Annotated in this window: 11 protein-coding genes; 5 read left to right on the top strand and 6 right to left on the bottom strand. The window is 44.4% G+C overall.

Annotation, left to right across the window (positions count from 1 at the left end; all coding sequences use genetic code 11):
- Positions 1-202: 202 nt before the first annotated feature.
- The gene (gene sulA / locus Xkoz_RS15885) at positions 203-763 is read left to right on the top strand and encodes an SOS-induced cell division inhibitor SulA (protein ID WP_099143040.1); all 561 of its coding nucleotides are present in this window, start codon (positions 203-205) and stop codon (positions 761-763) included.
- Between the two features lie 457 nt (positions 764-1220).
- Positions 1221-2336 carry a porin OmpA gene (ompA, locus tag Xkoz_RS15880; RefSeq protein WP_099143039.1) on the top strand — a complete coding sequence of 372 codons (1116 nt, stop codon included), beginning with the start codon at positions 1221-1223 and terminating at the stop codon, positions 2334-2336.
- 81 nt (positions 2337-2417) lie between these two features.
- On the opposite strand, the gene matP is transcribed toward ompA, so the two are convergent.
- Positions 2418-2867 carry a macrodomain Ter protein MatP gene (matP, locus tag Xkoz_RS15875; RefSeq protein ID WP_099143038.1) on the bottom strand — a complete coding sequence of 150 codons (450 nt, stop codon included), beginning with the start codon at positions 2865-2867 and terminating at the stop codon, positions 2418-2420.
- Between the two features lie 207 nt (positions 2868-3074).
- On the opposite strand from matP, the gene Xkoz_RS15870 reads away from it, so the two are divergent.
- On the top strand, positions 3075-4805 hold the full coding sequence (locus Xkoz_RS15870) for an AAA family ATPase (RefSeq protein WP_099143064.1): 1731 nt from the start codon (positions 3075-3077) through the stop codon (positions 4803-4805).
- A gap of 85 nt (positions 4806-4890) precedes the next feature.
- A complete protein-coding gene (gene fabA / locus Xkoz_RS15865; protein ID WP_099143037.1) occupies positions 4891-5409 on the top strand; it encodes a bifunctional 3-hydroxydecanoyl-ACP dehydratase/trans-2-decenoyl-ACP isomerase in 519 nt (172 codons plus the stop codon).
- Between the two features lie 74 nt (positions 5410-5483).
- Here fabA and pqiC read toward each other — a convergent pair whose 3' ends face one another.
- The 5 genes from pqiC to rlmKL all read right to left on the bottom strand — a co-directional run bounded on the left by pqiC (position 5484) and on the right by rlmKL (position 13120).
- Entirely contained in the window at positions 5484-6104 is a 621-nt protein-coding gene (pqiC, locus tag Xkoz_RS15860; protein WP_099143036.1) for a membrane integrity-associated transporter subunit PqiC, read from the bottom strand.
- The gene (pqiB, locus tag Xkoz_RS15855) at positions 6104-7753 is read right to left on the bottom strand and encodes an intermembrane transport protein PqiB (protein ID WP_099143035.1); all 1650 of its coding nucleotides are present in this window, start codon (positions 7751-7753) and stop codon (positions 6104-6106) included. Before pqiB ends, pqiC begins: the two co-directional genes overlap by 1 nt.
- A 4-nt stretch (positions 7754-7757) precedes the next feature.
- Positions 7758-8969, bottom strand: a complete 1212-nt coding sequence (gene pqiA / locus Xkoz_RS15850) for a membrane integrity-associated transporter subunit PqiA (protein WP_244183494.1) — start codon at positions 8967-8969, stop codon at positions 7758-7760.
- 103 nt (positions 8970-9072) lie between these two features.
- Entirely contained in the window at positions 9073-10980 is a 1908-nt protein-coding gene (locus tag Xkoz_RS15845) for an ABC transporter ATP-binding protein (protein ID WP_099143033.1), read from the bottom strand.
- Positions 10981-10984: 4 nt separating this feature from the next.
- Positions 10985-13120, bottom strand: a complete 2136-nt coding sequence (gene rlmKL / locus Xkoz_RS15840) for a bifunctional 23S rRNA (guanine(2069)-N(7))-methyltransferase RlmK/23S rRNA (guanine(2445)-N(2))-methyltransferase RlmL (RefSeq protein ID WP_099143063.1) — start codon at positions 13118-13120, stop codon at positions 10985-10987.
- Between the two features lie 160 nt (positions 13121-13280).
- On the opposite strand from rlmKL, the gene Xkoz_RS15835 reads away from it, so the two are divergent.
- Complete coding sequence (locus tag Xkoz_RS15835; RefSeq protein ID WP_099143032.1) at positions 13281-14393, top strand: YcbX family protein; 1113 nt, start codon at positions 13281-13283, stop codon at positions 14391-14393.
- Positions 14394-14411: the final 18 nt, after the last annotated feature.

The raw sequence follows: 14411 nt of genomic DNA, 5'->3' as shown, positions 1-14411 counted from the left end.
AATCATGCCTGCTATTAATAAAATAGATAACCAGAACAATTAATTAAAACCATACGCAATCTGTTTCCACCTGCCAATCGTTAAGTCAGAAAAATCCTAATTTCTGTAAATTTTTGCGAAGCGCTTTGAAAAAAAGAGACTTGCTTTTAATCAAAAATCGTTATACTGTATAAATATACAGTCTTATGTGGCGAGGGACATCATGAACATCCGATCCGCGTGGAAACACCTCATTGAGAAAGAAACGGCAACCGCTGGCACAACAGTGAACGAATATAAAATAGGCAAAGAAATGGTTGAAAGCGCCTCTTTTGTGGAACCACCTCAATGCACTTCACATACTATAAAAGGCATGGTGAGTGAGCTGGTTTACTGTGAACATCAGCCTGTTATTAACCCTATCCTTCTTCCTTTATTACATCAGTCAGGAAAAGAAGATAGATGGTTACTTTGGATAAATCCTAATAAGAAGTTAAGCCGTCAATGGTTAATAAATGCAGGGCTTCCCTTAAATAAGATCGTTCAATTAAATCAAATACGTCCTATTGCTTCTATTAGTGCTATGGAAAAAGCATTGGCAAGTGGCAATTACAGTATTGTATTGGGTTGGTTACCTAAATTATCAGAATATCAATTAAATACATTACAAATAGCGGCACAAAAAGGTATTACTCTCGGTTTTATTATGCGGCCGCAAAATTTACCACATCCATTTACGCCGAAAACTAATAGGCTACATATTCATTCTAATTACTATCATTGACTAAATTTAGGATTATTCCCAATATTTTTTACAAAAAATAAGCTACTCATTGAGAAACATTATTATTTGCAATGAAAATCAATATATACCAGTCGCCTTTCAAGATGCGTCTTATATCTCCCCGCGTAGCGGGGAGATATAAGCACTCTCATTGGCTTGCAAACTGCAACTTGAAGTTGGATTGGTATATTAATATCGTCAATATTGTAAATATTCGTCAAAAATATTTATTTTTGTCAGTCTGTAATTAAAAATTTTGGGCCATGAGTCACAGTGCACTTGTAACTTTTTAACTTCGTTGTAGACTTACACAGTTTAGGGAGTTGTGCTTACCATTCTTATATTTTAGTACAGATCTTCTAATCTAAGCATATTTACCTAATGGAACATTTTAACCAATGGCTAACAATAAGGCTTTAAAGCCAATTGCCTATTTGGATGATAACGAGGCGTAAAAATGAAGAAAACAGCTATCGCAGTAGCAGTGGCAGTGGCAGCTTTCGCAACTGCTGCTCAAGCAGCTCCAAAGGACAACACCTGGTATACCGGCGCTAAGCTGGGTTGGTCTCAATACCATGACGTTAATTTCTACGGAAATGGTTATGATAACCAGATTGGCAACGGATCTGCCCACAAAAGCCAGTTAGGTACGGGGGCTTATGTCGGTTATCAAGTAAACCCATACTTAGGTTTTGAACTGGGTTACGATTGGTTAGGTCGCATGGCTTACAAAGGCAGCGTCAATAATGGTGCTTTCCGTGCCCAGGGCGTTCAGCTAACCACTAAACTGAGCTACCCAGTGCTGAATAACCTGGATGTTTATACTCGCCTTGGTGGTATGGTCTGGCATGCAAACTCCTCCGCAACCTACAATGCCAATGCCGTCGCTGGAAACGGTGAGAAAGATCAGCGTAACCTGAAAAACAGCGACAATGGTATTTCGCCTCTGGCCGCGGTTGGTCTCGAATACGCATTGACTAAAGATCTGGCAACCCGCCTGGATTATCAATGGGTTAACAACATCGGTGATGCAACTACCGTTGGTGCCCGTCCAGATAACGGACTGCTGAGCGTGGGTGTTTCTTACCGTTTCGGCCAGGATGAAGCGGCACCTATCGTTACACCAGCACCGCCTGTTGCACCAGCTCCTGTCGTTGAAAGCAAGAGCTTTACTCTGCGCTCTGATGTCCTGTTCAATTTCAACAAATCCACATTGAAAGCAGAAGGTAAACAGGAACTGGACAACCTTTATAACCAACTGGCTAAAATTGACCCAACACAAGGCAAGGTTTTGGTAATCGGTTATACCGACCGCATTGGCAGCCAAAATTACAACCTGCCACTGTCTCAGAAACGTGCCCAATCCGTTGTAGATTATCTGGTTGCTAAGGGTATCCCGGCAGGCAGTATTCAGGCAGAAGGTCGCGGTAAGGAAAACCCTGTCACTGGCTCTACCTGTGATAAGGTTAAAGTTCGCTCTAAACTTATCGACTGTCTGGCTCCAGATCGTCGTGTAGATATCAACATCCAGGGCACGACTGAAGTGGTTACCCAACCTCAAGTCGCCCAGTAATACCGTTACAATCAATATATCAAAAGCCCCATTTTATATGGGGCTTTTATTTTTTATCTATTTTCCTATTTAGCAGTAGATTTATTTGCCTAATATTGCTTCTAAATCTTGTTTCAAACTCGACATATGGTGAGTGTACTTTTCCCGATATTCAGCATCTTCCAATAACTGTATGATCGTTTCTGACAGAGTATTACCACGGCGTCGGGAGAGCGCTGAAAGCCGCTGCCAAACATGAAAATCCAGATCAATGGATTTTTTACGCGAATGTTGGTGTTCAGCATTAAAATGACGTTTACGCCGCGCCCGAATCGTTTGCTTCATTCGGTTAGCTAAATCAGGATTCATATGCAAAGAAATCCATTTCAATACCTTGGCTGGCTCGCTTTCTAAATTCATTAATTCATTGACCGCATCTTGTGCAGCACTTTTTTCAATGTATTTAGTAATCGGCTCACCTTCACGGTGTTTTTTTGCCAAATATGCCCACTTCCAGCCACATTCCAGATTTTCTAGTTGTTGATATTTCATTTCATCTCTCAGTGACAGCGTAACTAAAATTAAGCATAGCAACTATTTCTTGAAATTGCCCATAACAACACAAAATATTGGCCTATTTTACAAGCAATCAAAGTGCTGTCTCAAATATCGTCTCTTTCAAAATTCTGTCATGTTGGTTCATTGCCTAATCTTGTATAATAAATGTTTCCCTGTTTACTATATGATGTAGCTATCACCTTGACGAATATAAAATTAGACTGGCAGGCTTTACAGCCAAACAATGCGCCTTATCAGGCACTCTTCAATTCTGTCGCTGAATTGCCCCCCATCACAATGGATATGGTTCAACCCAGGCTGTACAGCGGATTATCCATTTTTTGTCAGACTCCCCTGCGTCAACCCCTTATGCTGTTGAAAGCAGAAGAAAGTGATATTTATCTCTCCCTTTTATCCGATACGATCCCTTCTTTGTTACCAGAAAACCGGCCAAATATTGGTGGTTATTATCAGATAGAGCACCAAACCATTACCTGGCACCCCTCTGGGGAAGGTCTTTTTGCGCCAACTGAACGAGTGGCTTACCGCGAATGGATTGAACCAGAGCAATTATTTGGTAATGTCTATACATACCAAGGGACGCTTCAACTGCAACCAGGCCTTATCCATCAAGTGAATGGCGGTATCTTGATTTTGCCCCTGCGCACCCTGCTTTCTCAGCCATTGATGTGGGTTCGTCTCAAGCAGATGATTATTCAGCGCCGTTTTGACTGGCTGTCACACGATGAAAATCGCGCCCTACCTCTGCCGATACCCGCAATGGAATTAGATCTGCGTCTGATTTTAGTCGGAGACAGGCTCAGCCTTGAAGAGTTACAGGCCATTGAGCCTGAACTGGCAAGCAGCGCATTGTATGGTGAATTTGAACTGGATATCCCCGTTCTGGCAGAAGATGATCTGGCGGTATGGTGCCGGTACGTTAATGGCATCATCCAGCAACAAAACTTGCCGCCATTAAGTACCGATGCCTGGCCTGAGTTGATTAAACTTGCTACCCGTTACACAGAAGATCAATTCCGCTTGCCTCTGGATATTCAATGGTTGCAGCAAAAATTGGAAGCCGCGGCCAATTATCAGCAGGAAAATCGGATCACCCAACATGCTCTGCAACAAGCGGAAGATAATCGTAACTGGCGTCATGGTTATCTGGCTGAACGTAGTACAGAGGAAATTCTAAAAGGCCAGATCTTGATCAACACGCAAGGTTCCGTTATTGGTCAAATCAATGGGCTATCCGTACTCGAATATCCTGGACATCCTGATCCAATAGGAGAACCTTCCCGTATCAGTTGTGTTGCACATTTAGGGGATGGGGAATTTATTGATGTGGAGCGCAAGGTTGAGTTAGGTGGCAATATTCATGCAAAAGGCATGATGATCATGCAGGCATATTTGATTTCTGAATTGAAATTAGAGCAGCCACAACCGTTCTCTGCTTCGATTGTATTTGAACAATCTTATGGTGAAGTCGATGGAGACAGTGCTTCACTCGCCGAATTATGCGCCCTTATCAGTGCATTGTCACAGCAACCTATCGACCAGCAAATTGCCGTTACGGGTGCCGTGGATCAATTTGGTTATGTGCAGCCTATTGGTGGCGTTAATGAAAAAATTGAGGGATTTTTCCGCATCTGTCACTACCGAGGGCTAACCGGCCATCAAGGTGTTATTATTCCGACGACAAATATCCAACATTTGTGCCTGAACCAGGATGTTATTGATGCGGTAAAGGATGAGCAATTTCATATTTGGGCAGTTAAGCATGTTTCTGAGGCGGCATCATTGTTAACGGGTATTCCTTATTATGATCCGCAAAAAGAACACTTGTTAGCTATGATACGTGAACTCATTACACAGGCTAATACTCAAGAGCGACCTCGATTACCCTGGTTTCTCCGCTGGCTAGGTTAACTCCATCGTTATCTGATCGGAGTTGTTGGGCGTACAAGTGTACGCTATTCTCTACCCTTACACGATTTTAAGGCTATCTGCGAACATGTTTAAAAAACAAGAGTCCTACTCGAAAGAAGAACTTCAAGCCTCTGGGCAAGGTAAATTATTTGGTGAAAATGGGCCGCCGCTGCCTTCTGGCAATATGCTGATGATGGATCGCATCACGAAAATGACAGAAAACGGGGGGACTTATGATAAAGGGTATGTCGAGGCGGAACTCGATATCGACCCAGAGTTGTGGTTTTTCGGTTGTCATTTTGTCAATGATCCTGTCATGCCTGGCTGCCTTGGCCTTGATGCCATGTGGCAACTTGTTGGTTTCTTCCTGGGCTGGATCGGTGGAGAAGGTAAAGGCCGCGCACTCGGCGTTGGGGAAGTCAAATTTACTGGCCAGGTCTTACCGACAGCCAAAAAAGTGACCTATCGCATTAATTTCAAGCGTGTCATTAATCGCAAATTAATCATGGGGCTGGCTGATGGCGAAGTTCTGGTCGATGGCAAACTGATTTATACTGCGGCTGATCTGAAAGTCGGCTTGTTTAAAGATACCAGTGCCTTTTAATTAACTGACAATTGGCGATCCAATGTCGAACCTCCGCTATTGCGGAGGTGTTTTTCTCCCATTGAATAACTCCGTTAATGTTGCAAAGAGAGTTGTCTGGCAATAGATTCGGCTAACTGGCTGTAACCCTTCGCTAAAGTCAGCACTAATTCAGCGTAACCGTCTTTTTCCTGTTTCAGCTTAAGGCTGAATGGCCGCTTAATCACGCTTTCTGGGTTAGACAATATCCAATAGCCTTCAATCAATGCCTGGCCATCATAGCGCCCGTGAAAAGCCGTTATTGTGATATCCAACGCATCTGCATCTTTTTCTAATTTTCGCCCGGAAACCAAACGATGTGGAAATGCTGCGCTCAGTTCAGAAATCAATAGTTGTTGTAATTGTTGTTGCAACGGACTGGCCCATAAATGGTTCGATGCATTGATATAGCTCACTTCTCCGGTCTGATACACAATTCCAGGGGCGGAAAGGTAATCAGAAAGGTTAACCTCTTTTATCCACAGCGGCCGTTCATGCTTAGCTCCCCGTTTACCTTCTTGCGAAACCCGATTTTGGGCGACCGGATTAGCTAAGACCGGTAGCTGATAATAGGTTTTTTGTGGCTGACTACTGCTGCATCCCGAAATAAGTCCGCTTCCAACAATAAACACACTGGCGGAAATAAAAAATGCCAATTTTGAAATCAATTTTTTCATCAGTTAGGCGCCTTTTTAGGTTCAGGATCTTTTATTGCTTCGGCTTCAAATACCAGTGCATTACTCTTGTTATTGAGCGTCTTCAAGACAGGTTGCAATTCACGTAATACCTGTTCCAACTGTTGCATATTATCCATCAGCTTACTATATGCTGGTGAGCCTGGCTGTAGCCCCTGCATGCTGCGGTTCAACTCATGTAATGTTTCTTGTATATCTTGAGGCAATCCTTGTGCTGCTTTACTCGCAAGAATACGATTTAATTCATCCATGGTTTTTTGCGCTGTTTTGATTGCTTTCTGGCTTTCTTTGAGTGTTTGTGTTGCCTGAGCAAAAACGGGTTCAATCGGCATGCTGTTGATCTTATCCAGCACCGCGATGACTTTTTGTTGAATTTGCGTCAAACCACCGCTTACCGTAGGCAGTGTTTTATAGCCCGCAATTTCATAGGGGCCTGCCCATGGTTTCTCATTGGCGAAAAAATCCAGATCAATAAACAACGCACCTGTCAGTAAATTGCCTGGCTTCAAGGTAGCTCTCAACCCTCTGGCAATAGTTTCCTTCAATTCTTTGTCTGTGCTAAATCCATTACCTAACTCTTTCACAAATCGGCCAGGCTCGACATGAATCAATACCGGGATACGGAAGTCAGTGTCGATACGCTGCTTAATGTTTTCACTATAAAAAGGCACCCTGGCTACCGTTCCCACCCGGATACCACGAAATTCGACCGGGGCGCCCGACTGCAAACCACGCACAGAGTCAGAGAAAAAGAGTAAAAAGTCTTTATGCTCTGTATACAGTGCATTTTGGATACTTTTCTCGCTATCGTAGAGTTTAAAGGCTTCCTTTTCCTTCACCGGATTACCCAGCTCCCAACCTTTCGGCACATCAAAACTCACCCCCCCCCCAAACAAGGTCGATAATGAAGCGACTTCAACCCGTATACCCTGTGATGACATATCAAATGTGACACCGCTGTCTTTCCAGAACCTGACATTTGTGGTCAGTAAAGCGTCATAAGGTGCTTTAACGAAAATCTGGTAACGAACCAGGCGAGAGGTGGGATCAAACGTGCCCGCCTCAACGGAACCCACACGGTATCCCCGAAATAACACGGGATCGCCGGGCGTTAATTGTCCTGCTTTTTCACTACTCAGGATCAGGCGAATACCTTTTGCATCAGGGGAAGCCAGCGGCGGGGTATCAAGCAATGAAAAGCTGTTTTCTTCCTCACCTTGTGTACCGGGCTGTAATTCGATAAAAGCACCGGACAATAATGTACTCAGGCCAGAAACCCCTTCACGGCCAATCTGGGGTTTCACAACCCAAAAAGCGGTATCTGTGCGTAACAAGCGATTCATGCCATCGTTTAGGCGAGCTTTAATGATAACTTGCCCCAGGTTTTCGCTTAGGGACACGTTCTCGACGACGCCAATGTCAACACTGCGGCTTTTAATTTTTGTTTTGCCTGCCTCAATGCCTTCCGCATTGGAAGTGATTAATGTGACTTCGGGTCCCTGATGGCTGAAATGGTAAAACAAGATCCAGGCCCCAATCAGCACAGTGACAATGGGTACGATCCATACCGGTGACCAACTCTTAAGTTTATGAATTCTGGCCTGGGTCAGATCTTCTTCTTTATCCGTCACCTTACTACTCCTCATTTTTATGTCGCTCAAATTTACGATTGGCTTTATCCCAAGTTAGACGCGGATCGAACATTATTGATGCAAACATCGTCAAAATCACCACCAGGGCAAACAGTACTGCTCCCAGGGCAGGATAAATACTCATCAGTTGTCCCATGCGAACCAACGCGGATAGAACAGCAATAACGAAGACATCTATCATTGACCAACGCCCAACAAATTCCACCATTTCATAAATAAAATGCATCTTTTCGGAATCGTGATTCATGTGACTTTTGGCATCCCAGCATAACCAGCTAATCGCCAGCATTTTTAATAAGGGCACCATAATACTGGCAATAAAAATCACTATGGCAACGGGATAAGATCCAGAGCTCCAAAGTAAAAGCACACCTTCCAAAATGGTGGAATTTATCTGTGTCCCCAGTGCCTGGGTCACCATGATAGGTAAAATATTCGCTGGAATATAAAGTATGACTGATGTTATCAGTAATGCCATTGTGTACTGAAGGCTATTACGACGACGCGCATCCCCCTTTGTGTGGCAACGGGGGCAGCGAGATTGTTGGGCAGGCAAAATTGCGGTACAACACAGGCAAAGCCTGACACCTTGCACCAAACCCGGTTTTCCGGCCTGCAAGGTGTGGCAAACTTTAGGGGCTGGTGCAATTTCATTCCAGAACCAATGTCTGTCAAGACACTGAAACGCCCGAACCTGAAACAGGCAAAATAAGCAATAAGGGAAGAAACTCAACCCAATGCTGATTTCGCCATGGGCCATCAGTTTGACAAAGCTGACCAGCACTCCCGCCAGAAAGATTTCGGCCATGCACCACGTTTTCATCTTAAACAAAATGCGCGCCAACTCTATTTTCAAGCGGCGCGCCATTTTGACGTTCTGACATAAGAGGATGATGGCAACCATACAAAATGTCGGCACAAGCTGGACGAAGATCAGGAAAAACACCGCCATACTGGAATAGTCTTCGCTGAACATCACCTTGGGGATCTGAGTCAATGTTATTTCACTCACAATCCCCGCAACACTCATGCTAACAAAAGGAAACAGGCAAGCGAGAAAGAGCATGATTAATGCGCTTAATGCATAGCCTGTTGGCTGATTACGCGGCTCTTTCCACTTTGCTGTCAGTAACGCACTACATCGTGGACAAACCGCTTTTTTCCCTTGTTCCAAATCAGGCACAGCCACCAGCATGTCACACTGAGGACAAAGAACCAGCTTATCGTGCTGGTGATTATTGGAACACAAAGTGTTTCTCCTTTAGCAAAACCCACAAGTTTCGTCTATGCGGCAGCGATCATCCATTTTTCATCATTTCCAATTCTTGCCAGCGATCAAACGCTTTTTCCAATTCTTGTTCTTTATTTGCCAATTCATTCAGAACATTTTGTGTAATTGCATGCGCTTGATTGAAGAATTCCGGGTCACTGACCTGAGATTGCAATTGATTTATCTCTTCTTCTAATTTCTCTAATAATAAGGGTAGTTGTTCTAATTCACGCAGTAAATGGTAACTTATCTTATTGTTTGTCTTGTTTGCCCGTTTAGACGATTCTTTCGGTTTTACCGCATTCACCTTTTTTTCCGCAACCTGACGCAGAGAAACAGTTTGTGACCGTTGCTGCTGGGCATCGTAATAGCCCCCGACAAAATTGTTAATTTCACCATTGCCTTCAAAAATCCAGCACTCAGTGACTGAATTATCGACAAATTGGCGGTCATGGCTCACCAGGATCACGGTTCCGGTATAGCTATCAACTAATTCTTCAAGTAACTCTAATGTTTCAACATCCAGGTCATTGGTCGGTTCATCGAGAATAAGCAAGTTGCTGGGTTTCAAGAACAGACGAGCCAGCAACAGACGATTGCGCTCACCACCCGACAGCGCTCGCACAGGCGTCATTGCGCGTTTGGGATGGAAAAGAAAATCCTGCAAATAACCCAGTACATGGCGGGAACGTCCATTGACCATGACTTCTTGTTTACCTTCCGCGAGGTTCTCCATGACGGTTTTATCAGGCTCCAGTGCTGCCCGATGCTGATCAAAGTAAGCAACTTCCAGTTTTGTACCACAATGAATGCGCCCACTATCTGCGGACAAATCGCCCAGCATTAATTTCAATAATGTCGTCTTACCGCAGCCATTCGGCCCCACCAAGGCAATTTTGTCGCCACGTTGGACTTGGGCCGAGAAATTTTTGACCAATGTCTTACCACCAACCTGGTAATTCACATTTTCCATTTCAAAAACAATCTTACCGGAACGTGTCGCTTCCTCGACCTGCATTTTGGCCGTTCCCATGACATTACGGCGTTCAGAGCGTTCTGTGCGTAATGCTTTCAATGCCCTTACCCGGCCTTCATTACGGGTACGGCGTGCTTTAATACCCTGACGGATCCAAACTTCTTCCTGTGCCAGTTTTTTGTCGAACTCGGCATTTTGCAACTCTTCAACCCGCAATGCCTCTTCTTTTCCGACAAGATATTTATCGTAATTTCCCGGCCATGAAATCAGCTTTCCGCGATCCAGATCGACGATACGTGTCGCCATATTGCGGATAAATGAGCGGTCATGGGAAATAAACACCAGGCTGCCATTGAAGTCTTTCAGGAAATTCTCCAGCCATTCGATGGTATCGATATCAAGGTGGTTGGTGGGTTCATCAAGAAACAGGACTTTTGGCGAACAAACCAACGCCCGGCCTAATGCGGCTTTACGTAACCAACCACCAGACAATGAAGAGAGTTTTGCTTCTGCCGGCAAAGAAAGTTGTTTCAACACATCGCTAATCTGGCTATCCAATGACCAAAGACCACGGATATCCAGCACTTCCTGCAACTCTGCCAGATGGTTGAGATTTTTCTCACTCGGATCTGTCTCGACCAAACGCAAAACATGATGGTACGCTTTGAGGTATTCAGCCTGTTCTTTTACCCCTTCGGCAACAAAATCAAATACCGTGCCTTCTACGTCACGAGGCGGATCTTGCTGTAAACGCGCAACAACCAGATCTTGCTCATAGATAACTACGCCATCATCCAATGATTGCTCTTTTGCCAACACACGCAATAATGTGGATTTTCCTGCCCCATTTCGGCCAACCAAACACACTCTTTCGTTTTCTTCAATATGAAGTTCAGTATTATCCAACAACGGTGCGTCACTGAATGATAACCAGGCACCGGATAAACTAATCAATGACATAATATTATTTTTCCTCGCCAGCGTGGTGCAGCAGCCAGCAGTTATGGATCTGACGGTTACGGGCAAAATCCTGAGATAGCGTTTTTTCTGTTATTTCGTTAGCAACCAGCCCTAACTTATTCAATTCAGCAACATCCATTTTAAAACCCCGCTTATTATTGGAGAACATTAAGGTTCCACCAGGACGTAACAGGCGTTTTAGTTGTTTCATCAACTCGACGTGATCACGTTGAACGTCAAACGTGTTTTCCATCCGTTTGGAGTTAGAGAATGTTGGGGGATCAATAAAGATGACATCAAATTGTTCATGGGACTGGGCTAACCATCCCAAACAATCAGACTGAATCAAACGGTGCTGACGCCCCGTTAAGCCATTCACCTGTAAATTTTTCTCTGCCCATTCAAGATAAGTGCGAGACATATCTACCGTGGTGGTCGAACGGGCGCCCCCCAATCCGGCGTGAACGGTTGCCGAACCGGTATAGGCAAACAGGTTAAGGAAATCTTTGCCTCGGCTTATTTCACCCAATTTTTTACGGGCAATACGGTGATCAAGGAATAATCCCGTATCCAAATAATCGGTCAGGTTAACCCAGAATTTCGCCCCATATTCATTGACCAAAAAGAATTCTTGCTTCTCCGCCATTTTTTCATACTGGCTTTTGCCTTTCTGGCGCTGACGGGTTTTCAAGACCAGTTGGTTGGATGATAAACCGAGCACATTCATTGTTGCACTGATCACATCAAACAGGCGTTGGCGAGCTTTATTGGCGTCCACCGATTTTGGCGGTGCATATTCTTGCACAACAATTTTATCGGCATAGCGATCAACAGCAACATTGTATTCAGGTAAGTCCGCATCATATAAACGATAGCAATCAATGCCTTGCTGTTTGGCCCACTTGCTGATTTTTTTCTCATTTTTACGCAGACGGTTAGCATAATCCTCAGCAATACCGATATCCAATGACGGGGGTTTATCCGCTGACTGTTCACTCTTCTGGATGAAATAATTTTTTTGGATACAATCCAGAGGGCCATTTTTGGCTTTAAACTCACGCTCTGCACGTAATTGCAAGCAATTCAACAACTCTGGCGAAGCACTGAATAACGATAAACGCCAACCGGGGAAGCGGGCTTTCATCAAGCGACCAAAGACACTGTGTAGCGCAACCAATGCCGGTTCACTTTCAAGACGTTCACCATAAGGCGGGTTACTTAATACGGTTCCCTCTGGCCCTTCCGGCAGCGGATTTTCCAGCTTGCTGGCATCTCCCTGCTGGAACTGAATCAATTGAGCCACCCCTGCCCTGCGCGCATTCGAACGCGCCATGTCCATTACCCGGCGATCAATATCTGTTCCAAAAAAGCGCGAAGTTGTCTCCTGCAACCCCTTACGGAAACGTACCTGTGCTTCTGTCGTCACTTCGCGCCAGATGGTTTCATCGAATTTCAACCATGAGGTGAAACCCCAATGTTTACGATGCAGGCCAGGTGCACAATCTGCTGCCATCATGGCGGCTTCTATTAGCAACGTTCCAGAACCACACATGGGATCAACCATTGGTGTGCCTGCATTCCAACCAGAACGCAAAACGACCGCGGCGGCAAGGTTCTCTTTCAGTGGTGCTTGCCCGGCCAAATCACGGTAGCCACGAATATGCAGGCTATCACCACTCAAATCGAGTGAGACGAACGCTTTCTCTTTATTCAGGAAGACATTGATACGGATATCAGGCTGTTGTTTAGCAACATCAGGACGTCGATTTATTTTGCGCATGAAACTGTCAACAATGGCATCTTTGACTTTCAATGCGCCATATTGTGTATTTCTGATCTCGTCATTTGTGCCGCTGAAATAGACAGCGAACGTGCTATCAACTGAGAAAATGTCACTCCAGTCAATAGACTGAACACCAAGATACAGATCCAGGTCACTGTAAACGTTAAATTCGTTAAGTGGCAGCATGATACGGGAAGCCAGCCGGCTCCACAGCAAGCTCTTATACATCACCTGATCATCAGCCTGAAAATGAACCCCACCTTGGGCAATCTTACAGGATTGTGCGCCCAATATTTCCAGTTCGTTTTTTAACAGTTCTTCCAGACCACGTGCCGTGCTGGCAAAGAGAGAGTTCATCTTATTAATCATCACTAAAGTTCACCACCAAAAAAATTGTTGCACATTATAGCCAATACCGTCGACATATCCTAAAGTTGCTGACACGATCAAAGATAAAAAATACTTTTGTACAGATAAAAATACCTTGGTAAAGATAAAAACATTTTGGAGATAATGGATGTTAACCCTGTCGCGCCTCTATACTTATCCCGTCAAATCCATGCGTGGAGTACAAATCTCCCATTCCCTCGTCAATGAAAGTGGCTTGATGTTTGATCGCAATTTTATGATCACCAAGACTGATGGTACTTTTATTACTGCCCGCCAATATCCTCAATTGCTGCTATTTACCCCAGCCATGCTCCATAACGGCGTGTATTTACAGGCGCCAAACGGGGAAAGCGTCACTGTGCTTTACGATGATTTTGAAGAGGAGCGCTTCCCTACCGAAGTTTGGGGAAATCATTTTACCGCTTTAGTCGCCCCTGAGAGGGTGAATGAGTGGTTAAGTGGTTTTTTTGAACAACCGGTACAACTACGCTGGCTTAGTGAGGCGCTAACACGGCGGGTTAAGAAATTTCCCGATATTTCTTTATCATTCGCAGATGGTTTTCCCTATTTAATTATCAATGAAGCCTCTTTTCAGGCCCTGCAACAACGTTGTCCTGCCAGCATTAAAATCGAGCAGTTCCGTGCCAATATCATTGTCACCGGTGCCGCCCCTTTTGAAGAGGATAGCTGGCAGGTGATCCAAATTGGCGATATTGTTTTCGATCTACCAAAACCGTGCAGTCGTTGTATCTTGACAACCGTCAGCCCGGAAAAAGGTCGTAAAAATCCACAGGGTGAGCCACTGGCGACACTACAATCGTTCAGAACAGCCAGAGAAAATGGGGCAGTGGATTTTGGGCAAAATGCCATTGCCCGTAATAGCGGCATTATTCGAGTCGGTGATCGCGTCACTGTTTTGGAAAAGAAAACGCCACGGGAATATGGCGGTGGTGAACAAGCAACCGATTTGGCGATAAAGAAAGTGGAACAACAAACTGTTTCTATTGAATTCAATGGGCAACAATTTATTGGCAATAATCAGCAAATTATTTTAGAACAATTGGAAGATCAAGGTATTCGGGTCCCTTATTCATGCCGTGCCGGAATTTGTGGTGCTTGTAAGGTATCTCTGATTGAAGGGGATGTATTGCCATTAAAATCCACTTCTATCAAAAGTGATGGGAAAATTCTGGCATGTAGCTGTATACCTCAAAATGATTTAGTCATTGAATTAAGATAAGCATTAATAATATATAAC

This window comes from Xenorhabdus kozodoii (genome assembly GCF_002632875.1).
GTDB classification, from domain to species: domain Bacteria; phylum Pseudomonadota; class Gammaproteobacteria; order Enterobacterales; family Enterobacteriaceae; genus Xenorhabdus; species Xenorhabdus kozodoii.
This window is presented reverse-complemented; position numbering and strand designations above follow the sequence as displayed.